Here is a 25288-nt window from a genome sequence, read left to right as displayed (position 1 = left end):
CCGGCGGCCCGTACTGGCGTCGTATCTGTCAGGTGCGTGGATCGCTGAGCACGGTGGTCACCAGGTCGAGGAAGCGGTCGAAGTCGAGTCCGGACACCGTCCGGATGACGGGCAGATCGTCCCGTCCGTGGTGCGCGCGCCGTTCGACGACCGTCATGCCACGAGTCAGTTCGCCGCGGCGTTCGACGTCGCAGCGGACCTCGACACATTCGATGAGCGTGGGGTCGATGAGGGCGGCGACGGCGACGCTGTCGATGAGCGAGCAGTACGACTGGTATCCCCGTCCCTTGACATAGTCCACAACCCGGGTGGCGAGAGCGGCTTCGGGGGTCTGCGCGCGGCGCAGCCGGTCGAGGTCGCCGTCGCGGAAGTTGATGCGGGGGTGGGTGGCGATGTCGAGTCCGACGGCCACGAGATTGAACCCGGCGCGGAAGACCCGGTGGGCCGCTTCGGGGTCGACGAAGATGTTCCATTCGCTCACCGCGTTGTCGCCGGTGGCCTGGGACCAGGCGTAGGGGGTGAGCCCGTAGGAGCCCCCGATGATGACCAGGTCGGTCACCTTCTCGGGCAGGTGCGGGTCGATGTCCAGGGCGAGGGCGATGTTGGTCAGCGGCGCGAGTGCCGCGATGCAGATGTCACCGGCGTGGGCGTTGACGGTGTCCACGATCAGCTGCGGGGCCGGGCGAGGGTCGACGGTGCGAGTCGAGACGGGGAAGTGGGATTCGGCGAGGCCGTCGCTGCCGTGCGAGAAGGGGTCCACCGGGTAGTCGCCGTCCAGCGGAAGCAGGGGGCCCTGGCCGACCGGGATGTCGCCGCGGTCGAGCAGGTCGAGGACGCGCAGTGCGTTCGCGGCGGTCCTGTCCGAGGTCAGGTTGCCGGTCGCGGCGGTGACCGCGCGGGTCCGCAGTTCGCGCGACTTCAGCGCGAGGATGATCGCGAGAGCGTCGTCCATGCCTGGGTCGGTGTCGATCAGAAGGTTCTTCATGCGTGCCTTTCTTGCACCGGTACAGCAAAAGGTATGGTAGGTATAACAACCAGAAGAATCAACGGGTGGTGTCAGCACGCGGAGGAACGAGGGTGTCCCAAGGGCTGGTTGCGGTCTTCTCCCACGTGGTGACCGACGAGGTGTACACGGCGGACGGCAGGCAGGCGGCCCGTGAGGTCGGCGGGGCCGGGGCCTACGCCGCGGCCGGGGCGAGCCTGGTGTCGGCGCCGTGGGGCACGGCCATCGTGTCGGGTGTCGGCGCGGCGGACCGGGGGCGGCTGAGCGCATGGTTCCGACGGCGCCAGGTCGACCCCGTCGGACTGTTCGAGGTCGGCGAGCACAGCCCGGTCACCCGCGTGCGCTACCTCGACGACGGGGAACGCATCGAGGAGTCCGTACTCGGGGACGCCCACTTCGCGGCACACACTCCCTTCCCCAGCCGGTCGCCGGTCGCGCCGGAGCAGCTGGCGGGGGCGTATCTCTTCCACGATGCCGACGACCGGTACTGGCACGAGGTCGCCGCGCTGCGCCCGCGGTGGGGCGGCCCGGTCCTGTGGGAGATCGCCGTCGATGCCTGCACCCCTGCGGGCCGGGCCCGGGTGACGGAGCTGGCCGGGCTCGTCGACGTACTGTCGCTCAACGTCGCGGAGGCGGCGGCCCTGACCGGTGAGCCGGACGCGCGCGACGCGCTGGCCGCGCTGCCCGGGGGCGGGCTCGTGGTGGTCCTGCGGTGCGGCGCCGCCGGGTCGCTGGTCCGGCACGGCCGAAGGACCTGGCGGATCGGGGTGGCTCCCGGACCGGTGGTCGACCCGACCGGCGGCGGAAACGCCTACTCGGGCGCCTTCCTGGCCGCCTACGCGTCGACCGGCGACGCCCCGGGCTCGGCGCGGGCGGCCGCGGCCGCCGCCTCCCGGGTCATCGCCCAGTACGGCGCTCCGGTCGTCGGCCCCCGGGAGCGCGACGAGACCCGGCGCGCCGCCGACCAAGTGACGGTGACCGCGATCACCACGTGACGAAGGAACAGGCAGGGCCGACGGTGCAGGTGCGTCCAATGAGCCGGGCGCGACCAAGGGCGCAGGCACCGGCCGGTATGGCCGACGCCGGCGGTCCGGGCTGGGACCCCGCCCGGATCTACGACGACTACCGCTTCGCAGGTCCGGGCTGGGACCCCGCCCGGATCTACGACGACTACCGCTTCGCCGGTCATCTGCCGCCGGGGGCTGCTCCAGGACGGCAGGCCGACGCTGTCCGGCATCGACCCGCGGCGCGTGGCCCGCTATGTCCTGGTGACCGTGCGCGATCCGCTCTGCGCCTACGCCGAGAATCCGGCCGAGCAGATCGCGCGGCGACTCGACGAGCCCGTACCGATCGGTGACTCGGGGATGTCCACGACGCGGCATCCGCCCTCGCGATGTTGCGGGCGGCCCGGAGTGGGTGGCTACTTTCAGCCATGACATCTGGACATCCTCGAAACCTGGGCCCGGGCCGGCGTACTCAACGGGGACCGGGAGTCCGCAGCCGTGGTGACGTCCGCCGGGCTGTTCGGCAGGCGCGGCGGCTCGGTGTGCTCCGTCGCCGACAACGCCATTGCCAACCGGCCCTTTGTCGCCGGGGCCGGTCATGTGGCAGCCATCGAGGTCGCATTGCGGGGAGTGGTCCAACTCGCCCGTCTCGACGCCGCCAAGGCCGCGTCCGGTAGCGCCCACCGGGTGCCGGCGTCCTTCGAAACCGTGGCCGAGAATCGTTGACACCATCCACCAATGGTCCTATGGTCCTGAGATCAGTACCAATGACGATGAGGTTTGCGGTGCTCCTGGCGGCCCTCGCAAGGGTCGGGTGGGCGGTAGCAAAAGGAGCTGGTACATGAGCAGATCAGGGATCCGAGTGCTCGGCGCGGGCCTGGCGGCGATGGCGGTCGTGCTTTCCGCGTGTTCCGGCGGCGGCTCCTCGGCCTCCGGTGGTCGTCAGACCCTCCAGCTGTGGTTCTGGGGCTCGTCGCCGCAGCAGCAGAAGACCATGCAGCAGGTGCTCGTCGACGGGTTCGACAAGTCGCAGAGCAAGTACAACCTCAAGGTCACCTTCAACAACGCCGTCGACAAGAACGTCCAGGTGGCGCTGTCCGCCAACGAGGGTCCCGACATCGTCTACGGGTCGGGGCCCGCCTTCTCGGCGGCCTACGCCGTCCAGGACAAGCTGGCCGACATGACCCCGTACGCGAAGAAGTACGGGTGGAAGGACCGGATCCTGGCGCCGATGTACGAGTCGGGGACCGTGCACGGCAAGCTCTACTCGCTGCCCAACTCGATCAACAACCTCGGGGTCTTCTACAACAAGAAGGTCCTCGCCGAGCTGGGCGTCGGGGTGCCGGCCACCTACGCCGAACTGACCGCCGTCATGGACAAGGCCGCCAAGGCGGGCATGTATCCCTCGGTCACCGGCAACAAGGGCTGGAAGCCGGTCAACCAGAACTACATATCGATGTTCCTGACCCATGTGGCGGGCGGCAAGGCCGTCTACGACGCGCTGCAGGGCAAGATCAAGTGGACCGACCCGAAGATCGTCAAGGCCGTCGACGACTCCGCCGCCTTCTACAAGAAGGGCTACCTCGGCGGGAAGGACTACGCGAACCTGAACTTCGCGGAGTCCATGCAGCTCCTTGCGAAGGGCAAGTCGCCCTTCTTCTTCGGTCCCACCCTGGCCTTCCAGTTCGCCAGTGACTCCTTCAACGACGCCACCGGGAACACCTCGGACCTCGGGTTCGCGCCCTTCCCCAACATCACCCCGGGCCTGCCCTCACCCAGCGGGACCCTGGGCACCACCGCCTCGCTGTCGATCAACGCCCACTCCGCGAACAAGGACGGGGCCGCCGAGGTGATCGACTACATGATGAGCGAGAAGTTCGCCCAGCAGATGAACAGGTCCTGGCCCGGATACTGGGGCGTCCCGCTGAAGAACTTCGACCTCGACCCCGCCTCCTACACCGGTCTGTCCAAGGCGTACGTCCAGTCGGTCAAGGACACGGTCGCCACGGTCGGCAAGGGCAACTACGGCTTCTTCGCCGGCACCTTCTTCCCGCCCGCCACCGCCACCGCCTTCACCGACATCGACGGGGTCTGGCTCGGCACCGAGAGCGCGACCGATTTCCTGGACAAGATCCAGACGACGTTCGCCGCCGAGAAGGCCAAGGGTCTGGTGCCCCCGGTGCCCGAGCCCGCCGGGTGACGGTACGGCCCCACCGACCCCAGACCCGTCGGATGCCGCGGCCGCACAGCGCGGCGTCCGACGCTCGGAGGATGCGAGCATGACAGCTTCGGCAACACTGGCGCCCCGCCGGGAAGGCCGGCCCACCGCGCCGGACCACCGGGCCCGGCGCGCCCACCAGCGGCGCCGGTCCCTGGTCAACCATCTGCTCGTCGCGCCGGCCCTGCTCCTGTCAGTGCTGGTCGTCGTCGTACCCGGCGTCCTGACCGCGATGGCCGCCTTCACCGACTGGACCGGCGTCGGCTTCCACGCGAACTACGTCGGCCTGCACAACTTCAGCGACATCCTGGCCGATCCCGTCTTCGCCACCGCCCTGGGCAACAACGTCAAATGGCTCGCCCTCTTCCTCACCGTCCCCGCCGCCATCGGCCTGCTCACCGCGGGGCTCCTGCTCCACAGACGCCGGACTCGCACCTTCTACCAGGTCGTCTTCCTCATGCCGTACGTCCTGGCACCCGCGGTCAACGCGATGGTGTGGCTGAACATCGTCTACAACCCCAACGGCGGGGTCATCGGGGCCCTGCACATCAGCTCACCGCTCTCCAGCGTGCACGGCGCGCTCTACGCGGCCGCCGCCGTCGACATGTGGCACTACTGGGGCTTCCTCACCGTCGTCTACCTCGGTGCCATGAGACAGACACCGCTCGAGCAGGTGGAGGCGGCGGTCGTCGACGGAGCCGGCTCCTGGCAGGTCTTCCGGCACGTCTACCTCCCGAGCATCCGCCCCACGCTGCTGCTCATGGGCGTGATGACGGTCATCTTCTCCTTCCTCGCCTTCGACTACGTCTACCTGCTCACGCAGGGTGGCCCCGCGCACGGCAGCGAGGTGATGGGCACCTACGCCTACGCCTTCGCGTTCTCGGCGTTCCAGTTCGGCAAGGCGGCCGCCGTGGGGATCATCATGAGCTTCTTCGGACTGATCGCCTCGTGCGTCTACACGTGGATGAGCCGGAGGCAACTCACCTCATGAAGCCACACAGCATGAAGCCACACAGCATGAAGAAGCACGGCATGAAGAAGCACGGCATGGACAACCGTTCCAGGGGCGTCCTGGCGCACGTCGTGCTCCTGGTGTTCGCCGCCACCGCCCTCGCCCCCCTCCTGCTGGTCCTGCTCAACAGCTTCAAGTCCAACGCCGGCGTCACCGGCAGCCCCTTCGCGCTCCCGAAGTCGCTCAGCCCCTCGAACTTCACGACCGCCTGGGAGTACGGCGCGTTCGGCAGCGGATTCCTCAACAGCGTGCTGCTCACCGGGACCACGGTCGTCGTCGTACTGCTCTGCTCGTCCCTGGCCGGGTACGTCCTGGCCGGACAGAGGATCCGCATGTGGCCCGCCGTGATGGTCTACCTGACCATGGCCATGACGGTGCCGATCCAGCTGTTCATCTTCCCCCTGTACGCCGGGGTCGCAGCCCTGGGCCTGCTCGACAACGTCTTCGTGGTCGGCGTGATCCTCGCCGCGATCAACATGCCGTTCGCGACCTTCCTGATGCGTACCTTCTTCCTCAACGTCCCCAAGGAACTCGAGGAGGCCGCACGGATCGACGGCGCCAACGTCCTCCAGCTGATCCATCGGGTCCTGCTGCCTGTCGTACGGCCCGGCCTGATCACCGTGGGAGTCATCGTCGGCCTCAGCGCATGGAACGACTTCCTCATCTCCTCGACCTTCCTGCACGACCCGTCCGAGCAGACCGTCACCCTGGGCTTCCTGTCGATGAACGGCACCTTCTCCACCCAGCTGGGCGCCATGATGGCAGGCGCCCTCATCCTCATCCTCCCGGTCCTCGGCGTCTTCATCGCCCTCCAGCGCTACGTCGTGGACGGCATGGCCGGCGGCGCGGTCAAAGGCTGACATGACGACACATCCCGTACCGCACACCCCTGTTGCCCAGCACAAGCGGTACGCCGAGCAGGTGTACGCAGGAGTCCTCGGCAAGGTCATCGGCGTCTATCTCGGACGGCCCGTCGAGGGCTGGCCCTACGAGGACATCACCGACCGGTTCGGAGAGGTGAGCCGGTACGTCAACGACGACCTCGGCGTCCCGCTGATCGTCGCCGACGACGACATCTCCGGCACCCTCGCCTTCGCCCGCGTCGTCCTCGACAACCCGGGCCGGCTGATCGAACCGGCCGACGTCGGTGACACCTGGCTCAACTACATCATCGAGGACCGCACCATCCTGTGGTGGGGCGGCATGGGACGGTCCACCGAGCACACCGCCTACCTCAACCTGCGCCGCGGCATACCGGCACCGCGCAGCGGATCCATCGACGTCAACGGCCGCACCCTCGCCGAGCAGATCGGCGCGCAGATCTTCAGCGACGCCTTCGGCCTGATGTGCCCGGGCGACCCCGACCGCGCCGTCGGCCTCACCAGGGCCGCGGCGGCCGTCAGCCACGACGGCGATGCCCTGGAGTCGGCCGGACTGCTCGCCGCCATGCGCGCCCTCGCCTTCGACGAACCCGACCTGGACCGCCTCCTCGACGCAGGAACCGCCTACGTACGCTCCCCGGCCGTCCGCACCCTGCTGGACGATGTCCGCGCCCACTGCTCCGCCGACCGCGACTGGCGCGACATCCGCGGCTGGGTCGACCGGCACTACGGCTACGCCCGCTACCCCGGACCCTGCCATGCGCTGTCCAACCTGGCGATGTCGCTCGGCGCGCTCCTCGGCGCCGCCGACAGTTTCCCGGCCTCGGTGATGATCGCGTCGTCCGTCGGCTTCGACACCGACAGCAACGCCGGGACCGTAGGCTGTCTCAACGGTGTACGCCTCGGCCTCGACGCCCTCGGCGAAGGCCCCGACCTCAGAACCCCGGTGGCCGACCGGCTGCTCGTCGTCACCGCCGACGGAGGGGAGTGCGTCAGCGACGCCACCCGCGAGGCCGACCGGATCGTCGCCTCCGCCGCCGCCCTCGCCGGGAGCGAACCACCGCCGCCCCTGCCTCGCTTCACCTTCGCCCACCGCGGCTCGGTCCAGGGTTTCACCGGCTGCCCGTACCACCCGGGCGCCGAGGTCCACGGGACCGGCAACGGTCTGCGCGTCAGGCTCGGCGGTTCCGCCTCCGCCGAAGCGGTGACACGGCACGTGTCCACACCCACTTTCCTCGATCCCGCCGAGACCAGCGGCAACTTCTCCACCCTCGCCAGCCCCACGCTCTACCCCGGCCAGACGCTGACCGCCCGGCTGTCCGCCACCCACGAGGGCACGAGCGTCCGCCCCTACGTCCTGTACGCCGACGCGGGAGGGGCCGCGACGGTTCTCGGCGAGGCACACCTCCTCGGCCCCGCCCCTCGAATGCTCCGCTGGCAGGTTCCGCCCCTCGGCGGCCCGGTCCCCTTCCGGGTCGGGTTCGCGTTCACCACCGATGCCGCCGTCGCAGACATCGAGACGGGGGCGACCCTGCACGAACTGGACTGGCGCGGCGCGCCGGAGCACTTCGAGCAGAGCGGCGTCCTGCTCTCCTCCATCTGGGACACCAGGCCCCCGGCCCTCGCGCCCTGGGTGAGCTCGGCGAAGAACTTCGAGGCCGACTTCGCCGTCACCTACTCCGTCTCCCACCCGGACGCCCTCGGCGTGGTCACCACCGGTACCCGGGAGTGGACCGACTACGCCGTCGCGAGCCGGCTCACCCTCTCCCTGCACGAGACCGCCGGCCTGGTGGCCCGCAGCAGGGGCCACCGCCGCTTCTACGCGGGGGTGTTCACCGGCGGAGACCGTCTGCGCCTGCTCCACCAGCACGACGGCGAACGTCACATCCTGGCGGAGACCCCGTTCCCGTACGAGCGCGACCGCCCGTACGCGGTGGAACTGCGCTGTCGTGGCAGGGACCTCGCGCTGTCCGTCGACGGCAGAACCCGGCTCACCGGTACTGCCGCCGACACCCTCGGCGGCGGCAGCGGCTTCATCGTCGAGCGCGGCGCCGTCGCGGCCGACGGCGTACGCATTTCACGACTCGCCGTGCCCCGGGCGGCACGGCAGGGCGCACACCCCAGCACCTGAACACGAAAGGCACACCCATGAGTACTCCCCCCACGATCGGCAAGTGGCTGCGCTTCAGCGTCAACACCAAGCCCGCCGACGGCTTCGCCGCTCCCGTCGGTTTCACCGATCTCACTCCGCGGCTCAGGGACGCCGTCCCGCCGCAGCTGGGCGACGGGACACTCACGGTCTATCTCCCGCACACCACCTGCACACTGATCCTCAACTCAGGGGTGGACGGCACCACGCTTCACGACATCCGGCTGTTCATCGAGGGGCAGATACCCGTGAACCGCCCCTTCGTCCATCTGCACGACGGACCGCAGGACGCGGCGGCGCACGTACGGTGTGTGTTCGGAGCCCAGTCACTGACCCTGCCGGTCGTCGACGGGGAGCTGGGCATCGGCCACAGCCAGGGCGTCTACCTCCTGGAGATGGACGGGCCGCGCGACCGCACGATCCAGTACGCCTTCTCGCGGTTCTCCCAGTGACGCTGGTCGGCGTCCACGCGGGCCTGTCGGTCGATCACCTGGTCAGCGAGCCGGCCGGGGCGCACTTCTCGTGTCCCGGCGGGCCGGCGTTGTTCGCGGCACTCGGCGCACGGCTCGTCACCGGCACGGAGGTCCGCGTGAGCTGCCCGCTGCCCGAGGACGACCCCAGGTTCGCGCGGATCTTCGACGAGTCCGGCGTCGACCGGCGGCACTGCCGTCAGGTGGCCACCGTGCCGAGGCTGTGGATCCTGAACTCGGCCCGCGGACGCCGCATCGTCAGCCAGGACACGACAGCGGGTACTGAACTCGAACGGGAAGGTCACCGGCCCGAGTTGAAGGAGGACGCGATTCCCGCCCCGGCGGCCGGGTTCCCGGACGGACTCGACGGGCTGGTGGCGTCGTCCCCCACCGAGCGGCCCGCCGCGGCCCCGGGTACCCGGGTCGGCCTCGACCCGCACCAGACGCTGGTCGCCGAGCAAGGCCTGCGGTATCTGCGCCGGGTGGTCTCGGCGGCGACCGTACTGCTCCCGAGCCGGGTCCAGCTGAACCTGCTGGACGGCGACCCGCGCCGCGCCGCCCGGTCGCTGGCGTACGGTCTCGGCCTGCCGGTGATCGCTCGCCTCGACGCCGAGGGCAGCTACGTCGTCACGGCCGACGGCATCTGGTCGGTACGCGACCGCGCGGTCACCGTCGTCGAGACAACCGGGGCGGGAGACGCCAGTGCGGCCGCTGTCGTGGCCGCCCTCGCCGCCGGCGCCGACCCGGTCGAGGCCGCCATGTTCGGCACGAGCGTCGCCCGCACCGCCCTCGCAGGCTGGGGCCACGCGGCGCTCGCCGCGGGAACCCCCATCTCACGTCCCTTCCCGGACATCACCACCCGCAAGGAGAACTAGATCCATGTCCGCCGCACCCGCCCCCGCACCCGCCCCCGACTCGGCAGTCCGAGCGTTGCGCGCAGCGCTGCTCGCCACGTCCCCGGTGACTGCCGTCGGCGTCCCGGACCTGGGACGCGCGGTTTTCGTCGGCTCGGGGGACTCCCTGGCTTCCGGCCTGATCGCCACCGGCTTCGGCCACCGTGCCCTGTCGGCGGGCGACGTCGCCTGGAGCGAGACCCTGCCCGCTGCCTGCGACACCCTTGTGGGTATCTCGCACTCCGGAACCTCCGGTGCCACCGTCAGAGCCCTGCGTATGGCGCGGACCGCCGGACTGAAGACCGTCGCCATCACCTCACAGGCCGCCTCACCGCTGGCGGACAGCGCCGACGAGGTCCAGTCGGTGCCCACGCTGCGGGTGGCGGAACTCGTCCCCTGCGCCGGACACGTCATGCTCGCCCAGGGGGTGGCCGCCGTATGCGGAGTCGACACCTCGCCCTTCAACCGTGCCCTCGCGAAGAGCCTGGACCGCGTCCGCGCGACGGTCGACGCACAGCTGCGCGCTCTGCCCGAGACCGCGCCGAACGCCGTGTCGGTCCTGTCCCTTCCGGAACTGTGCAGCGGAGCCGACTTCTGGGTCCTGAAGCTGATCGAGGCCTGCGGACTCGCCGTGCGCAACGTGCCCCTGGAGGAGAGTGGGCACGTCGACTACTTCATCGGCCCCGAACAGCACCTCACCCTCCAGCTCATGGGCCCGCACGGCCGAGCGCGATTCGACCGGCTGGCCGAGGCTCTGCGTACCACCGGCCAGACCGTCCGCCAGATCGATGCTCGCGATCTGACCGACCCTGATGTACGGGACGCCGGCATTCTGCGTGACATCGCCACGGCGGTGGCTGGTGCCTGGTTCGCTCACGGCACGGCGCTGCGGTGGGGCCGTCCGCCGTTCCGGGGCGGAGCGGTCAACATGGACGCGCGGCACATCAAGCTCGACTCCTGACACGCGCGCCGATACCTTCACGCGACCTGCCGCTTCCGTGAGCCGCACACGATAGGTGATAAGATTAAGACCAATTGTGCGGCGTGGATCGGCGGCGCGCGAAAGGTGAGGGGAGTTTGTCCGTGTCCGTCGTCGATGGCGCGAGGACCGGCCGGGGCCGCATGTCCGTGCACCCGGTGGATCGCAGGTCACCCATGCCCGCATGGGCGCAGGTGCAGCGCGATCTGCGCCGGCAGATCGACCAGGAACTCCCGACGGGCTACCAACTGCCGACCGAGCGTGAGCTTTCCGATCTCTACGGTGTCAGCCGCATCACCATCCGTCAGGCGCTCGGCGCCCTGTCCGCGGACGGTTACGTCGAGCGCAGGCAGGGCGCCGGAACCTTCGTCGCCGACATTCCCGAACCGGTCCAGCACGACTTCGCGCTCACCACGCCGTGGCGGGACCGCTTTCACGCCGCGGGCCAGAGCGCGAAGTCCATCCACCTCACCGACGAGCCCGCCGAGCCCGAACCCCATGAGCTGATCAAGCTCATCACCCCGGAGGAAGCCTCCGCCAAGCGGCTCCACCTCAAACGGCTGCATGTGGTCAACGACCGCGCCATCGGCCTCACGGACTCATGGGTCCCCCAGTCCGTCGCACCCGGGTTGTCCGATCAGGTCCTCATCGACGGCTCCCTGTCCCAGACCCTTCGCGAGACCTTTGAACTCGTTCCCTCCGACACCAACCACTACCTCGAAGTCGGCGCGGCCAATTCCCACGAGGCCCGCCTGCTGAACACCACTCTCGACGCGCCGCTGTTCGTGGTGTGGTCGGTGGCCCGTCTCGACGACGGCCGTCTGCTGGACACGACCCGGACCGTGTGGATCGGGAGCAGAGTGCGCTTCCACTACACCGTCTGAGCTGATTCTTTCTCTACCAGGACCTGCCAGGTCTACCGATGGCCTTGAGGGTCTCGGGGCGTTTGACGGTCTTGCCGACGTCGTAGCGGGGTGCCCGGCGTTTGTTCTTGGAGCCAGGTGGCCGTCCGGAACATGGGTCGGGCAGGCGGGGCGAGCGCGGATGTACCTGAACCCCCGGCGGACCCGGGCTGGGGTGAGTCGGTCGGAGGCGGTGGATTTCTCCCACGGCCGACGGAGGTCCACGGCGAGGGGGCAGGACGTCGACAATGCATTGCCAGACGATCCTGCTGACGCAGCCGACCGCGTCCGCAACCTACTCATTGCCTCCGGCCTCCCTCCCAGCCCGAGCGGCCACACGGGCAAGAGCAGTACTGGGAGAATTTCACAGCCCAGCTCCTGCCCCATCTCGTCTCGTCTCGTCTCGTCTCGTCTCGTCTCGTCGGCAAGGTGGAGGCTGCTCTCGCCGACATCGTCAACACGGCCGGCATCCCCGCCGTGGCAGTCCGCGCGAAGGGAGACCTCGACGAGCGCACCCGTCTGGCCGGAGAACAGATCCTGACCAAACGGCCGTGCGCTTCCATCTCGCCCACTGGTGACCTGCGCCGCATCTACCGTCACGAAGGACTCGGCGCTGCTGGCGAGCCACTCCCTGGCCCACCGACTTACCAAGAGATGGCCGGTGTCCCCGCAGTGCCCGACGCGAGACCCGGCAGTGTTCTCCTGCCCGACACCCTTGATCACCTTGAAGGGCTTCTGCGCAGCGCCGGATACAGGGACATCGACTTCGTTCCTGCGACCCGGATGACCCCGGCCGTTATCGCGGCTGTGCTCGAGCACGCCGTCCCCGCAGCCATCCACTGTTCCGGGCATGTGCTGGACAGCGCAATCGCCCTGGTGGCGAGCAGGCACGGCATGACGAGATGATCTGTGAGGCGATCACCAACGGTCAGCCCCGCCTCGACGGGCTCGTCATCGCCCGCGACTCACTGGCGGCTCTACGTATCGGGCGCATCCTCACCGAGGCCCTCGGCAGCGAAGAGCCGTGACACGTCATGTGGTGGCCACCGGCCACCACATGACGTCACCTGCGGAGCATTCGGCAGTCAGAGCGCATACCACTCAAGGACTTCACGTGGACGATCGTCCCCAACTCACAGCCGTGAACGGAACCCTGACCACACCACAGGGAAACGGCCACAGACAAGCCCCGTGAAACGGCAGTACGACCGGCTCAACGCACCGCAAGTCACTGAAGCGCGAGTCCGGACAGGCCAGACTGCCAGCCGGGTGCGGGCCCTGGTCGGCGGAGAGCCGGCTGCGGCAACACTGGCCGCGTCCCTTGGCTGACCCACGCGTGTCCGTCACGTGGCATACGCGACACTCTGACCGTATTTTCGCCGCGGCGGGGCACAGCGGTGAGCGGGCCCAGCCGATTGAGGGTCCGCTGCGTGGCTACTTGTTCCAGATCTTGCGGTAGGCCTCGCGGTAGCCCTCGGAGTCCCAGGACAGCGCGCCGCCACTGTTGGCCGCGGTGGTGATGTGGACGGGGGCGACATATCCGCTGGACGGCTTGCCCGCGAAGGCGCGGTTGAACTCGTCGATGATCTGCCAGCCCTGTTCGGACAGCGGTTCGGGCACGGTGGCGGCCTGGAACTCCTTGGCGTTGATGCGCTGGAAGGCCGACGGGTCGCCGTCGCCGGCCCCGATGTTGAACGGGGCGCCCGCGCCCGGCTTACCGGCCGCGCGCAGGGCGGATCCGGCGTAGTCGAAGTAGAGGTCGTTGATGGCGGCGGAGTAGGTCCACTTGTCGCCGAAGCGGGCGGCCAGGGCGGAGACCCTGCCGACGGTGCGGCTGTTGGCCTGGGGAATCGGTATGTTCTCGTAGCTCAGCAGCCTGACGTCGGAGCAGGTGGCGAGTTCCCTCTTGATCAGATCGGACTTGTGCTTGGCGAAGGGGATCGAGGCGTCCGTGAACAGCACAACGCCCGCGCGGCCGCCCGAGCGCGCGATGATCCAGTCGGCGCTGAGCTTCGCCACGTCCTCGACCCTTGTGGTGATGTTGCTGAACATTTTCGGGTTCTCGCTGGGGCCGGGGGTGGCGACGGCGTGCCAGCCGATCAGCGGGATGCCGGCCGCGTCCGCCTGCTCGACCTGTTCGGCGGTGGACGTGGGATCGAAGCCGCCGACGACTATGCCGTCGGGTCTGAGGGCGAGGGCCTCGTCGAAGGCGGCCTTGAGTCCGGAGGGCGTGCCCTGGCCGTTGATGGTGCGGACGCGCCAGCCGATGACGTCGGCTGCTTCCTGGACGCCCTTGGCGACGCCCTCGACGCCGGGATTGGTCAGTGTCTGGGCGATGTAGGCGATGGTCCGGTCCGGAACTGCCCCGGGTCCGCCGGCCGGTCCGGACCACGGGGCATTGATGTCCTCCGCCGCCTTGACAGCCCTCTCGGCCTTGGCGAAGACGGTGGGACAGCCCGGTCTGGAAGAGCCACCAGGGGACGCAGCGACGGAGTCGGTGCTTGTGGAACCACTCTCGCAGCCGGTGACGAGGGTGATGGTGGCCAGGAAGGCGGTGGCCGTCAGGGCCGCCTTGCGGGTGGGGTGCACGGGGTCTCCAACGAGGCAAGAGGGCAGGCAGGACTGGGTGGGCAGGAGGAGCTTCACGGTTCGGCGGCTGCGGCGCGCGGTCACCACCGGGAGGACCCGCTTCACCTCGGGAGGAGAGGCCCACGGGCACAACGGGCAGGCGGGGATGCCCCGAGCGGTGGTTCGCACGGTGGGGCGTCAGCACGCTCGATGCCTAGGATCATGCGGAACCGGTCGGTTCGCGTCAATTCCCCCGCCGCGCACAGTACATCGGCCGACCGTGTGCGGCACCCCGGGTGCCTCAACGGACGAAGCACCACGCTGCGTATATCTGTCGTAAGGGTTTCGTAATCATCTTTTGATGATCCGTAACCTGTCAGGCCGCTGTGCACGCAGTAGGCTCACGCAGCCAGTTCCAGCCACTTGGCGTGATCGCATCGCTCCTCTCAGCGGCGAACGCCGCGAAAGTGTCACGCCCGCAGCCAGCCACCGGCGATCCCCACGCCGCTGCCACCACCGCTCAGCAACATGTCGAAGGAGGCCCGGGTGTCCGCGAACAGAGGGAACCCGCAGCTCGCCCCCGAGCCCCGGGGGGATGCCGGCCGCAGTCCAGGGTTCCGTCGGACGGCAGCGACCGTCCTCGACCGGTGGCCGTTCCGACGCAAACTCAACGTCCTGGTGATCGCGCCCATCGCGGTCGTCGGCGTGCTCCTCGGCGTCGGCGTCTACGGCCAGGCCCAGCACGCTCGCGACGCGGGCCGGGCGGCGGACCTGGTGCGCGACAGCGAACAGGTCGCGAACCTCATCAACGAGGTACAGGCCGAACACCGGCAGGCGCTCCTGCTCTCCGTGCAGTACGACGCGGCCCGCCCCGGCACCCCGATGCCACCGACCCTCGGCTACCGCCAGGCACAGCGCAGCACCGACGCACAGGTCGTCACCGTGCGTTCGGCGTTCTCCCGGAGCCTGCCGTACGAGGAGACCCAGGCACTGGACTACATCCGCCGCCTCGGTGTCCTACGGGAGAAGCTCGAGCGGGGCTACGTTCCCGCCGCCGACATCGACCCCGCGTACGCCTCCGCCGTCGACTACCTGATCGACGGCATCGGTCTGGAGCGCTACTCCGGTACCTCGTCGTCCTCGGTCACGACCCTTCTCGACACGGTGCTGCGGGCCGACGCCGCCCACGCGGCCTTCGAGAGCGCGGTGTTCTCCGCACAGACCCGTGACGCCAACGCCCTCACCGAGTACAGCCGCGCGGTCGACGCCCACGCGATCTACGACAACCAGGCCACCCGGTTCCAGCGGATCGCCACACCTGCGCAGGTGCTGCGCATGGACGGCATCGAGCGCGGAGCCGAACAGTACGGCATCGAGGCCCAGTTCGCGCAGCTGCAGATCGATCCCGGCGCCCTGCAGGACAAGACTCCGGCCCAGCTGCGCAAGGCGATCACCGACGGAACCCGGCAGTCCGAGACCCGGCTCGGCATCACCCGGTCACTGATCGAGCAGACCGCCGCCCAGGCCGACACCGACTCCGCAGGCGCCCTGCGGAACGCGCTGTACCTGCTCGGCCTGGCCCTTCTGGGCTTTGTCGCCTGGCTGGCCTTCTGCGTCCTGGTCCGCCGCTCGGTCGTCCGTCCTTTGGTGGCCCTGACCGGCGCCGCCCAGGAGGTGGTCGACGTGGCGGGCGAGGAACTCGCCCGGGTCGCGGACGACGATTCCGACGACACCACAACCCTGCGGCCGCGGCCGATTCCCGTGCCGGTGCGTGACGAGATCGGCGAACTGGCCGAGGTGTTCAACCAGGTGCAGGTCACCGCCGTGCAGTTGCTGGAACGGCAGGTGCACAGCCGCCGCAACGTGGCCGAGATGTTCGGCAACGTCGGCCGCAGAGTCAGCAACTTGACGACACGTCAGCTCTATCTGATCGACTCGATGGAACGCGAGGAGACCGACCTCGAACTCCTCGAACAGCTGTACCGCATCGACCACATCGCCGTACGCCTCCAGCGCAACGCCGACAGCCTGATGCTGCTCGCCGGGATCCGCGAGAGCGGCGCCGAGTCCCGTCCGATGCCGCTGGCCAACGTCATCCGGGCGTCACTCGCCCAGATCGAGGGGTACGAACGGATCTCCCTGCGCTCCGAGACGGAGGTCGGCGTCGCGCCCGACTTCATCGGCGATCTGACCCTGATGTTCGCCGAACTGCTGGAGAACGCGGTCGTATTCTCCCCCTCCCACACCTCGGTCGAGGTGGTGGCCCGCCCCGGCACCGATGTCGCCGAGGACGGCGGGACGCTGATCGAGATAATCGACCACGGGCTCGGCATGAACGCCGAGCGCCTCGCCGAGGAGAACGCCCGGCTGATCCGCCGGGAGCGGCTCGACCTCGTACCCACCGCGGTGCTCGGCCTCTTCGTCGTCGGCAGCATCGCCCGCCGCTGGGATGTACGGGTGGCACTGAGCCGCACACCGGGCGGAGGGGTCACCGCCACCGTCTGGATCCCCGCCGCGCTCCTGCCGACCACGCATCCCGCAGGCCTCCCGCAGCCCGTGCCCACGGTACCGACGGCGAACGTGACCCCGTTGCCTGCGAGGACCGGGAAGGAGACCGCCGCACCGGCACCGTCCCCCCTGCCGACCCCTGCCTCCGCCGTCCCCCCACAGCGCCCCGGGGCTCCGACACCACACGGTGCGCTCCCCCGGCGTGTCCCGGCCCCCGGCGCCGAACCGGCCACCGCGGACCGGACCGTCGCGCAGAACGGCGCGGAGCGAACCGTCGCCCCGCACGAACCGTCATCCCCACGTACCCCCCGGCCGCTGCGCCGGCGGGTGCGCGGAGAGGCACTCGCCCGGACCGCTTCGGCGCCCGACCGCAGCCCCTCGGGTGAACGCCACCTCGACGCCGACGCCCGCGTGCGCCGGCCCGTGGACGCCGAGGCCGTCCGCTCGGAACTCGACGAGTTCGAAGCCGCCGTACGCCGGGCGGAGTGGGACAGCGACCACACTCCGACCGAGCCGTCGTCATCTCAGTACCAGGAACCCCAGAAGGAGTCGGGCAGTGGCCACGTCGACAGCTGACAGCACCTCCGAGCAGCCGGAACCGACCGACCTGCGCGCCGCCGCAGCCGATTTCACCTGGCTGCTCGAGCGGTTCGCCACAGACACCGCCGGCGTGGTCGACGCCATCGCGGTGTCGTCCGACGGCCTGCTGATCGCCGTCTCCCAGTTGCGCGACCAATCCGACTCCGAACGGCTCGCCGCGATCGTGGCCGGTCTGACAAGTCTCGCCGCCGGCGCCTCCGGCAACTACGGTCTCGGCGTCCTCAACAAGGTCATCGTCGACCTGGAACACGGCCATGTGCTGGTGTCGGCCATCGGCTCCGGCGCCGTCCTCGGAGTGGTGACCTCCGCGGACGCGAAGCTGGGCAACATCGCCTACGAGATGACCCTCTTCGCCAGACGCGCCGGGGCAGCGCTCACCCCACAACTGGTGCTGGAGCTGAAGAACAGTGTCGGCACCGCGCCGGCCCACTGACCGCCCAGGGACCGGCGCACGGGTACAGGAACATCGTGAAGGGATCGTGATGGCCGTCGTAGGACCACCCCACGAGGCGGCGGGCGACGCCGAGGGCTCACCGGAACCGGAGCCGGTCCGTCGTGCCCCCGCGATCCGGCCGTTCCTGCTGACCACCGGCCGCGTGTCGGCGGGCAGCACCGTGCCACCGATGCCGGTGGAGACGCAGATCGTGTCGACCTCGGCCGGGCTGCTGTCCCTTCACTCACTCACCTTCGAACACCAGGACATCGTCGCGGCCTGCCGACAGCCGCAGTCGGTCGCGGAACTGGCCGCCAGGCTGCGACTGCACCTCAACGTGGTGCGTGTGCTGGCCGAGGACCTGCGCGCCGCCGGGCATCTGACGATCCACCGGCCGAGCGTCGGCATCGCCCAGGATCTCTCCATACTGCGAAGGGTTATCGATGGTCTCCGTGCCGTCCCTGACTCACGGAACAGACTCCGTGACACCAGCTGAACGTCCCCCGACACCCGCCAAGATGATCGTCGCGGGCGGATTCGGCGTGGGCAAGACCACGACCGTGGGCTCGATATCCGAGATACGCCCGCTGACCACGGAGGCCGCGATCACCGAGGTCGCGGCAGGAGTGGACGACCTCACCCACACTCCGGACAAGACCACCACCACGGTCGCCATGGACTTCGGCTGCGTCACCATCGACCCGACACTGAAGCTGTACCTGTTCGGCACCCCGGGCCAGGACCGCTTCGGCTTCATGTGGGACGACCTGGTGGAGGGCGCCCTCGGCAGCCTGGTGATCGTGGACACCCGCCGACTGGACGACTGCTACGCGGCGGTGGACTACTTCGAGAGCAGGAACGTCCCCTTCGTAGTCGCCGTCAACGCTTTCGACGGAGCAGTCGAGCACGACCTCGAGGAGGTGCGCTGGGCACTGGACATCGCCGAGGACGTACCGCTGATCGTCTTCGACGCACGCAAGACCGGCTCGGTCCGCGACGCCCTACTCGTCGCACTGGAAGTCGCCGTGCTGCGCGCGGAATCCGCCAGGGTGAGTCCCTTCCAACCTGGCTGTGAGATCGAGGGGTTGCGGTGACGGAACAACGAAGCCCAGGTAGATGGGTTGTCGGCTAACAGCAGCCTTCTCCGCCCAGAGCCCCGAGTCATCGCCCCCCATCCCGGCTGCATCTGTCCACTTCCGCGCCGCGGATGCTGCGGCGGGGGTTGGCCGCTCCGCGACGACAGATCGGCACCCCGCGGCGGCTGACCTGCAGCCGCCAGGCGCTGACGACCCTGGCCCACCTGGGCTGCAACCACACCTTCGCCGAGCTCGCAGCCAGATTCCGCGTGGGCCTGCCCCCAGCCGTACCTCCGCGCGAAGTCAAAAACCAAGCTGCGGAGGAACGTCTGATCGCACGAGGCGGACTCGCGCGGCTGGTATGCGGCCGGGCAGGTAGACGAATCCGTTGCCGTTGGCGAGGAGCAACCCCTCATCGATGCCGTCCACGGACCAGAGATCAACCGGCCCACCGGTGTTGTTGATCTGAAGGAAGAACTCTGCTGTCTCCTCGCCCCGACAGACGAAGATCCCCTCCACCTCAGGGCGGCGGCTGCCGGCGATTCCCCGTGCGGCGCCCATCCGGGTCCAATCCAGGCCGTGCTGTGCGATCGACTGCCGATTGAGCACGGACGAAACGTGGAAGAGGTTCGAGGTATCAAACACGCCAGGAGTATAGGAGGCAGTGAGGCTTCCTCCTCAGGTTGAGGCGGTCAGCTCCAGGGTGAGGACGGCCTTGACGAGGTCTGTGATGCCGGTGGTGCCACAGCGGAGCTTCCGCAGCAGGCGCCAGGACTTGAGGGTGGCCACGGCCTGTTCGCCGAGTGCGCGGAACAGCCGACGGCGGAAGCCACCGCGTCAGCACGCTCGCGCCGATCGGACCATGATCGTTCTCAGCGCCAACGGCTGTACCGATAGGGCCGGAACAGCCGGGACACCCTGGCCGCCGTCGAGCGGCTGGCAGCGGTCGAGGAGCTGACGGTGCACGGCGGGGATGGCGGTGACGCGCAGGGTGTAGCCCTGGCCTCGCCGTACGGTCGCCCCCTCGTCGAGCGCGGCCCGCTCGGCAGGCTCCAGGTCGGCCGAGCGAAGGAAGTCGGCGACCTTGCCCGGCGTGTCGAGGGTGACCAGCAACTCCGGGGCGGGGATGTCCTCCTCGACGTCGGTGTGATTGGGCAGAAGGTCGGCGACGGCCGTGCGGATCGCGCCGCGGCTGACGCCGTGGTCGCGGGCGAGGGCGGCGATGGAGCAGCCTTCCAGGTAGGCGGTGCGCACGACGCCGGTCTGGTCGGCCGCCACGGCAGGGCGGCGTCCGCCCTTGCTGCCCTTGGCCTCGGTGGCGCGCAGTCCGTCGTAGGTCAGTTCCCGCTGGAGGTCGCGCTGGAGTTCGCCGGCGGCGGCGAGAGTCTGCACCATGAACTTCACGGTGGACAGCAGCTCGCCGGTGCGCGGGTGGCGGGCGGTGAGGTCCATCGCGGAGAACGCGCCGTCGTGGATGCGCAGGGCCACCAGCTCGCGGTGGAGGACGTCGAGCACGTCGAGGATGTGCCCTGTGCCTCGTACGAGGCGGAACATCTCGGAGATGTGCACGGTGTCGCCCGGCCTCGCGTAGGTGAGCAGTTCGCGGAACTTCGGCCGCTGGAGCGGGTGGAGGCGGCTGGAGTGCCCGGGTCCTCCTCGAAGACGACCGGGTCCTCGATCCCGGCCTCGTCCAGGACGAGGTTCTGCCGGGCGGTCGACTGCTGGTCGGTCGAGACCGGCTTGTAGACCAGGTTCGCCACTGCGGGAGCTTTCCATACGGAGGATCGGACCTTGCCTGTCGTCAAACCCTGTCAGCAATCACCATCGGATCTGATTGGATTCGAGCCGCCGCGAACCCCCGGATTGCACGGGTTCATTGGACGCGTCGGCCACCTGTCGGCAAACGATCGCTTACCGACACGCGCCGCCGAGTGGAGGCGTCGCGAATGTTGGGCATTGCGCGCCAGTGTCAACGTTCCGGCTTCGGGTCAGGCCGGCGGGTCGGGGTGTATCTGGCGAGCATGGTCTGGACTGCCTGTTCGACGGCGTCGTGGATGTCGGAGGCCGCGGGGTTCCAGTCGGTCAGCAGCATGCGGGGCCACAGGACGTAGTTGGCGATCATGCCGAGGAACTGGTTCGCGGCGCTCGCCGCGTCCGGGACATCAGCGTTGCCCGCCTCGTGCTCGGATTCCAAGTAGCGCTGAACGGAGGTGAAGTAGGGCAGTTTGCCGAGCTGGAACTGCATCCGTCCCAGTTCGGGGAAACGAGGCAGTTCGGCGATGACGATCCGGAACAGGGCTGTCATGCCGGGCTGGCCGACCAGGTCGGCGTAGCGGTGGCCGACGGTTGTCAGTCCGGAGCGCAGATCTCCGGTCTGTGGCCGCGCGGCAGCGTCGCCGGCGTCACGCTGCCAGGACTCGGTGACGATGGCCTCGAAGAGGGCCGCCTTGGTGGGGAACCGCTTGAACAGGGTGGACTTCGAGACCCCGGCCGCTTCGGCGATCCGGGCTAGTGAGGTGCCGTCGTAGCCACGATCCAAAAACAGTTCTGTGGCTGCGGTGGTGATCGCCTCGCGTTTCTGCTGAGCGAGTCTGCGGTGGTGCGCGGAGAGTTCTGCTGCCATGCGGACAGTATGCCTCAGACCCGAGGCGAGTCACTTGACTCGCATCGGCAGTCCTGCTTACGGTTACGAGAGCAAGGCGAGTCGAGTGACTCGCCTCCTATCTGTGGCGCCGGGTGAATTCCGGTAGCCGCGCGGTGGAGGAACAGTTCATGACGATCGATAAGATCGCTTTGGTGACCGGTGCGAATCGCGGCCTCGGACGTGGCGTGGCCATCGCTCTGGCCACACGCGGGGTGCGGGTCCTGGTCACCCACCGCGGTGATGCGGCCGGGGCCGAGAAGACGGTGGAACAGGTGCAGGCGGTGGGTGGGACTGCCGCTGTTCTCCGGCTCGACATCAGCGACGTCTCCTCCTTCGCGTCCTTCACCTCCGAACTGAGCGAGCAGCTGGAGCGCTGGGGTACTTCGCGGCTCGACATCCTGGTCAACAACGCGGGAGTGGGGATCTTCGGACCGCTGGAGGACGTCACGATCGACGACTTCGACACGGTGATGGGCACCAACGTCCGGGGCACGTTCTTCCTCATCCAGTCACTTGTGCCGCTGCTGGCCCGAGGCGGCCGCGTCATCAACGTCTCGACGTCACTGACCCGCCACACCAGCCCCGCCACCTCGGTCTACTCCGCCTCGAAGGCCGCCGTCGAAGCCTTGAGCCGCACCCTCGCCGCAGAACTCGGCCCGCGCGGAATCCGGGTCAACTCCATCGCTCCGGGACCGACCGCCACCGATTTCAACGGTGGAGCGATGCGGGACGATGCCGAGATGCGCCAGGTTCTGGCCGGACAGACCGCGCTCGGCCGCGTCGGCGAACCTGAGGAGATCGGCGACGCCATCGCCACGCTGGCCTCCGAGGGCCTGCGCTGGGTCACCGCCCAGCGCATTGAGGTCTCCGGCGGCGCCCTCCTGTGAGCGACCGGGCGACGCCCTGTAGAGACGCAGGCAGCGACGGCCCCGACTCACTCCCAGCCGGTCTCGTCCTCGTCCAGCTCCGGCGCATCAGGGTCCCGAAGCGGGCGCAGGACGCCGGCGGCGGGGGTCGAGGCGGTGAAGCTGTAGCGGCCGAGCAGGTTCAGGTTGCGGTGCTTGAGCGGGGAGAGCCGGGCGATGTCCTCCTCGCGGAGTTCGTGGCCCTCGGCCTGGAGCTGGGCGACGGCGGCGTCGATGTAGCGCGTCGTCCAGAGCACGATGGCGTTGAGGACCAGACCGAGCGCGCCGAGCTGGTCCCCCATGCCGTCGCGGTACGCCTGGTGGATGGTGCCGCGCTTGCCGTGGCACACATCGCGGGCGAGCTTGTGGCGGGACTCCTGCACGGTGAGCCGGCGGTTCATTTGCCGACGGTAGGTGTCGTCGACCGGGTCGGCCACGCGGAGCAGGTGTTCGGTCTTGGCGATGCGCCCGTATTCGGCGAACGCCTGCCCCAGCGGGGTGGGGCGTCCCTCGCGGCCGAACATCCGCAGCAGGTCGTAGGCACGGAGTCGCAGGCACGGACCTGGTTGGTGACCAGGGAGCCGGCGACCTTCAGCATGTCCGGCCAGTGCGTGATCACCTTGTTCAGGTTGACCCGGTTACGGGCCAGGTCCTCCAGCGCTCCGTACATTCCGGTCTCCACCCCGGGCATGGTCGCGCACCAGAACCTCTGGTCGTCCAGGTCACGGAACCGCGGGCTGAAGTTGTAGCCGAGGATCTTGAACAGGCCGAACACCAGCTCGGAGCAGGAGGCGTTGTCGGTCGCCACCACCTCGGGCTTGACTCCGCCGTTGAGGTTCAGCAGCGCGTCCAGGATGTGCAGGGAGTCGCGCGGGGTGCCGGGCACGACCATCTGCCCGATGCCCGCGACCTGGTCGTTGACGGCATTGAGCCAGGTGATACCGCGCTTGAAGCCGAAGTACTTCGGTGACGGCGCCGAGCTGATCGTGCGCACGGGGACGACGAACCGCAGTCCGTCGAACGAGGCGAGTAGTCCGTTGCCCCAGAACTGCACGATGGGCACCTGGGCTTGGGCCTCGATCAGCTTCGCGTTTGCCGCGGTGATGTCGGCGCGCAGGTAGTACTGGTCGACGTGGACGAGTCGGGCCCGGGTGAGGGCCTCGTGCGCCGGGTTCACCACCGGGGTCAGGCCGATGTTGCACGCCTCCGACACGAGCAGGGCGACGAGGGAGGTGGCCAGGTCCTTCATGCGGGTGGTGCCGTCGCCGAGGTGGACGAAGGCGTCGAGGAAGCCGGTCCAGGAGTGCACCTCGAACAGCAGGTCCGGCAGGTCGATCTTCGGGAGCATCTTCTCGACCCGCTTGCGCAGCGAGGCCAGGGACTTCGGTTCACCCAGGGCGCCGAGCTTGTCGACGTTCAGCTTCGCCCGCCCGTTGTCCTGCACCTCGACTAGACCGAGGCCCGTGGGATGAGCTGGTGCCACGAACAGCTACTGCGGTGGCGGACTGGCCAACATGGCCGAGTCCTGGGATTTGGTCGCTGCGTGACTCCGCATGAGCTCGTGACCAGCGCAAACAGCAACAAGGGGAGGATCATCTTGATCTACTGCGGCATTGACTGGGCGGAACGCACACACGACGTCGCCCTGGCCGACGACAGCGGCCAGTTACTGGCCAAGCGTCACATCACCGATGATGCGGCCGGCTACAAGGTCCTGCTCGACCTGCTTGCCGAGGACGGCGACACCGAGGAAGACCCGATCCCGGTCGTAGTCGAGACGTCCCGCGGCCTGCTGGTGGCGGTGCTTCGGACCGGCAGGCGGCGGGTATTCGCGATCAACCCGATGGCCGCCGCCCGTTACCGCGACCGGACCTCCGTCTCACGCAAGAAGTCCGACCCGGGCGACGCCCTGGTCCTCGCCAACGTGCTGCGGACCGACGTGCACGCCCACCGGGCGTTGCCCAACGACTCCCATCTGGCCCGCGCCGTCGCCGTCCTGGCCCGGGCGCCCAGCAGGACGCGACCTGGAACCGGCAGCAGATCTCCAACCAGCTCCGATCCCTGTTGCGCGAGTACTACCCAGCTGCTCTGGCGGCCTTCGAGCGCTGGAAGAATGGTCTCTGCCGCCCCGAGGCCCACGAACTGCCCAAGCTCGCGCCCACACCGGCCCGGGCCACGCGGCTGACCCGCACCCAGCTGCAGGCCGCCCTGAAACGGGCTGGCCGCAAGCGCGGCATCGAAGCTGAAGCCGAGCGGCTCCGGGACGTCTTCCGTGCCGACTGGGCCCACCAGCCACCGCTGGTGGAGGATGCGCTCGGCAAGCAGACGCTCGCCCTCCTGGTCCAGCTGGAGGCCGCCTGCACCGCTGCCGACGACTTGTCCGAGGCGGTCGAAGAGGCTTTCCCTCAGCACCCGGACGCTGAGATCATCCTCAGCTACCCCGGACTCGGCATCCAGCTCGGCGCCCGGGTGCTCGCCGAGATCGGAGACGACCGAACCCGCTTCACCGACGCCCGCGGCCTCAAGGCGTACGCCGGTGTCTCGCCTATCACCAGGGCCTCCGGGAAGAAGTCGTGCATCACCCGCCGGTGGGTGAAGAACGACCGGCTCAATCACGCCGGCTACCTCTGGGCTTCTCCGCCATCACCGCCTCACCCGGTGCCAAAACCCACTACCGGCGCCGCCGTGACGATCACGGCGACTGGCACGCCGCAGCCCAGCGCAACCTCTTCAACCGCATGATCGGCCAGCTCTACCACTGCCTCCAGCACGGACAGCTCTTCGACGAGGCCGTCGCCTTCCCTGCATCACCACCCACGGTCGCGGAAGCGGCCTGAACACGGGAACTCACACGAGTCCGGCAGCCTGCCGAAGCCTCGCTCGAGCGTCAGGACGGGGCAGTTCCTCCGCCAACATTGAAGTTTCCCCGTGATCTTGGACACGTGAGGGTTATGCCGCAAGGGTGTGTTGATGCCGCTGCCTGGTCTCGGCTGGGGTGAGGTAGCCGAAGATCTTGTGCTTGCGGAGGCGGCGGCGGTTATAG

22 protein-coding genes and 4 pseudogenes are annotated in these 25288 nt (G+C 69.0%); 18 read left to right on the top strand and 8 right to left on the bottom strand.

Annotation, left to right across the window (positions count from 1 at the left end):
- Positions 1-28: 28 nt before the first annotated feature.
- A complete protein-coding gene (locus ACFPIH_RS48455; protein ID WP_381185335.1) occupies positions 29-985 on the bottom strand; it encodes a nucleoside hydrolase in 957 nt (318 codons plus the stop codon).
- 92 nt (positions 986-1077) lie between these two features.
- Here ACFPIH_RS48455 and ACFPIH_RS48450 point away from each other — a divergent pair, with 92 nt between their 5' ends.
- From ACFPIH_RS48450 to ACFPIH_RS48405, 10 genes are all read left to right on the top strand, one after another.
- Positions 1078-1998: a carbohydrate kinase family protein gene (locus ACFPIH_RS48450; RefSeq protein WP_381185332.1), complete on the top strand. Its 921-nt coding sequence runs from the start codon at positions 1078-1080 to the stop codon at positions 1996-1998.
- 507 nt (positions 1999-2505) lie between these two features.
- Entirely contained in the window at positions 2506-2733 is a 228-nt protein-coding gene (locus ACFPIH_RS48445; protein WP_381185330.1) for a hypothetical protein, read from the top strand.
- A gap of 115 nt (positions 2734-2848) precedes the next feature.
- Positions 2849-4207: an ABC transporter substrate-binding protein gene (locus tag ACFPIH_RS48440; protein ID WP_381185327.1), complete on the top strand. Its 1359-nt coding sequence runs from the start codon at positions 2849-2851 to the stop codon at positions 4205-4207.
- A 79-nt stretch (positions 4208-4286) separates the two neighbouring features.
- Positions 4287-5216 (top strand): carbohydrate ABC transporter permease, encoded by a 930-nt coding sequence (locus ACFPIH_RS48435; protein ID WP_381185324.1) that lies wholly within the window; start codon positions 4287-4289, stop codon positions 5214-5216.
- An 11-nt stretch (positions 5217-5227) separates the two neighbouring features.
- Positions 5228-6097 (top strand): carbohydrate ABC transporter permease, encoded by an 870-nt coding sequence (locus ACFPIH_RS48430; protein ID WP_381185321.1) that lies wholly within the window; start codon positions 5228-5230, stop codon positions 6095-6097.
- Between the two features lies 1 nt (position 6098).
- Entirely contained in the window at positions 6099-8249 is a 2151-nt protein-coding gene (locus ACFPIH_RS48425; RefSeq protein ID WP_381185319.1) for an ADP-ribosylglycohydrolase family protein, read from the top strand.
- A 17-nt stretch (positions 8250-8266) separates the two neighbouring features.
- Positions 8267-8719 (top strand): secondary thiamine-phosphate synthase enzyme YjbQ, encoded by a 453-nt coding sequence (locus tag ACFPIH_RS48420; protein WP_381185316.1) that lies wholly within the window; start codon positions 8267-8269, stop codon positions 8717-8719.
- Complete coding sequence (locus ACFPIH_RS48415; protein ID WP_381185313.1) at positions 8716-9612, top strand: PfkB family carbohydrate kinase; 897 nt, start codon at positions 8716-8718, stop codon at positions 9610-9612. The genes ACFPIH_RS48420 and ACFPIH_RS48415 overlap by 4 nt, the downstream gene beginning before the upstream one ends.
- A 4-nt stretch (positions 9613-9616) precedes the next feature.
- Positions 9617-10591: an SIS domain-containing protein gene (locus tag ACFPIH_RS48410; protein ID WP_381185311.1), complete on the top strand. Its 975-nt coding sequence runs from the start codon at positions 9617-9619 to the stop codon at positions 10589-10591.
- A gap of 122 nt (positions 10592-10713) precedes the next feature.
- A complete protein-coding gene (locus ACFPIH_RS48405) occupies positions 10714-11493 on the top strand; it encodes a GntR family transcriptional regulator (RefSeq protein WP_381185307.1) in 780 nt (259 codons plus the stop codon).
- Between the two features lie 13 nt (positions 11494-11506).
- Here ACFPIH_RS48405 and ACFPIH_RS48400 read toward each other — a convergent pair.
- Positions 11507-11745: pseudogene (locus ACFPIH_RS48400) on the bottom strand (NF041680 family putative transposase); the annotation flags it as partial.
- A 195-nt stretch (positions 11746-11940) separates the two neighbouring features.
- On the opposite strand from ACFPIH_RS48400, the gene ACFPIH_RS48395 reads away from it, so the two are divergent.
- Both ACFPIH_RS48395 and ACFPIH_RS48390 read left to right on the top strand, forming a co-directional pair.
- Positions 11941-12417: a hypothetical protein gene (locus ACFPIH_RS48395; protein WP_381185304.1), complete on the top strand. Its 477-nt coding sequence runs from the start codon at positions 11941-11943 to the stop codon at positions 12415-12417.
- Positions 12414-12539 carry a hypothetical protein gene (locus ACFPIH_RS48390; protein ID WP_381185302.1) on the top strand — a complete coding sequence of 42 codons (126 nt, stop codon included), beginning with the start codon at positions 12414-12416 and terminating at the stop codon, positions 12537-12539. Before ACFPIH_RS48395 ends, ACFPIH_RS48390 begins: the two co-directional genes overlap by 4 nt.
- A gap of 406 nt (positions 12540-12945) precedes the next feature.
- Here the strand turns inward: ACFPIH_RS48390 and ACFPIH_RS48385 are convergent, their stop codons facing one another.
- On the bottom strand, positions 12946-14100 hold the full coding sequence (locus tag ACFPIH_RS48385) for a substrate-binding domain-containing protein (protein WP_381185299.1): 1155 nt from the start codon (positions 14098-14100) through the stop codon (positions 12946-12948).
- 525 nt (positions 14101-14625) lie between these two features.
- On the opposite strand from ACFPIH_RS48385, the gene ACFPIH_RS48380 reads away from it, so the two are divergent.
- The 4 genes from ACFPIH_RS48380 to ACFPIH_RS48365 are packed head-to-tail and all read left to right on the top strand — an operon-like array spanning position 14626 to position 18714.
- Positions 14626-17163 (top strand): ATP-binding protein, encoded by a 2538-nt coding sequence (locus ACFPIH_RS48380; protein ID WP_381185296.1) that lies wholly within the window; start codon positions 14626-14628, stop codon positions 17161-17163.
- A complete protein-coding gene (locus ACFPIH_RS48375; RefSeq protein WP_381185295.1) occupies positions 17144-17620 on the top strand; it encodes a roadblock/LC7 domain-containing protein in 477 nt (158 codons plus the stop codon). Before ACFPIH_RS48380 ends, ACFPIH_RS48375 begins: the two co-directional genes overlap by 20 nt.
- Before the next feature lie 49 nt (positions 17621-17669).
- Positions 17670-18116, top strand: coding sequence for a DUF742 domain-containing protein (locus ACFPIH_RS48370; RefSeq protein WP_381185292.1), 447 nt, complete (start codon positions 17670-17672; stop codon positions 18114-18116).
- The gene (locus tag ACFPIH_RS48365; protein ID WP_381185289.1) at positions 18064-18714 is read left to right on the top strand and encodes a GTP-binding protein; all 651 of its coding nucleotides are present in this window, start codon (positions 18064-18066) and stop codon (positions 18712-18714) included. Before ACFPIH_RS48370 ends, ACFPIH_RS48365 begins: the two co-directional genes overlap by 53 nt.
- Before the next feature lie 285 nt (positions 18715-18999).
- On the opposite strand, the gene ACFPIH_RS48360 is transcribed toward ACFPIH_RS48365, so the two are convergent.
- The 4 genes and pseudogenes from ACFPIH_RS48360 to ACFPIH_RS48345 form a co-directional block, all read right to left on the bottom strand.
- A complete protein-coding gene (locus tag ACFPIH_RS48360) occupies positions 19000-19341 on the bottom strand; it encodes a hypothetical protein (protein WP_381185286.1) in 342 nt (113 codons plus the stop codon).
- Positions 19342-19374: 33 nt separating this feature from the next.
- Positions 19375-19506, bottom strand: a pseudogene (locus ACFPIH_RS48355) (IS5/IS1182 family transposase); the annotation flags it as partial.
- A 27-nt stretch (positions 19507-19533) separates the two neighbouring features.
- Positions 19534-20265 carry a serine integrase family protein gene (locus ACFPIH_RS48350; RefSeq protein ID WP_381185283.1) on the bottom strand — a complete coding sequence of 244 codons (732 nt, stop codon included), beginning with the start codon at positions 20263-20265 and terminating at the stop codon, positions 19534-19536.
- Between the two features lie 400 nt (positions 20266-20665).
- Complete coding sequence (locus ACFPIH_RS48345; RefSeq protein ID WP_381185280.1) at positions 20666-21319, bottom strand: TetR/AcrR family transcriptional regulator; 654 nt, start codon at positions 21317-21319, stop codon at positions 20666-20668.
- Positions 21320-21468: 149 nt separating this feature from the next.
- Here ACFPIH_RS48345 and ACFPIH_RS48340 point away from each other — a divergent pair, with 149 nt between their 5' ends.
- Positions 21469-22227: an SDR family NAD(P)-dependent oxidoreductase gene (locus ACFPIH_RS48340; protein ID WP_381185277.1), complete on the top strand. Its 759-nt coding sequence runs from the start codon at positions 21469-21471 to the stop codon at positions 22225-22227.
- A 47-nt stretch (positions 22228-22274) separates the two neighbouring features.
- Here ACFPIH_RS48340 and ACFPIH_RS48335 read toward each other — a convergent pair.
- Positions 22275-23680: pseudogene (locus ACFPIH_RS48335) on the bottom strand (transposase); the annotation flags it as partial.
- A gap of 162 nt (positions 23681-23842) precedes the next feature.
- Here ACFPIH_RS48335 and ACFPIH_RS48330 point away from each other — a divergent pair.
- Positions 23843-25082, top strand: a pseudogene (locus ACFPIH_RS48330) (IS110 family RNA-guided transposase).
- Positions 25083-25288 lie beyond the last annotated feature (206 nt).

This window comes from Streptomyces vulcanius (assembly GCF_042653945.1).
Lineage (GTDB): Bacteria > Actinomycetota > Actinomycetes > Streptomycetales > Streptomycetaceae > Streptomyces > Streptomyces mangrovi.
Note: the sequence above shows the minus strand (reverse complement) of the source record. Positions and strands in the feature narration are given on the sequence as shown.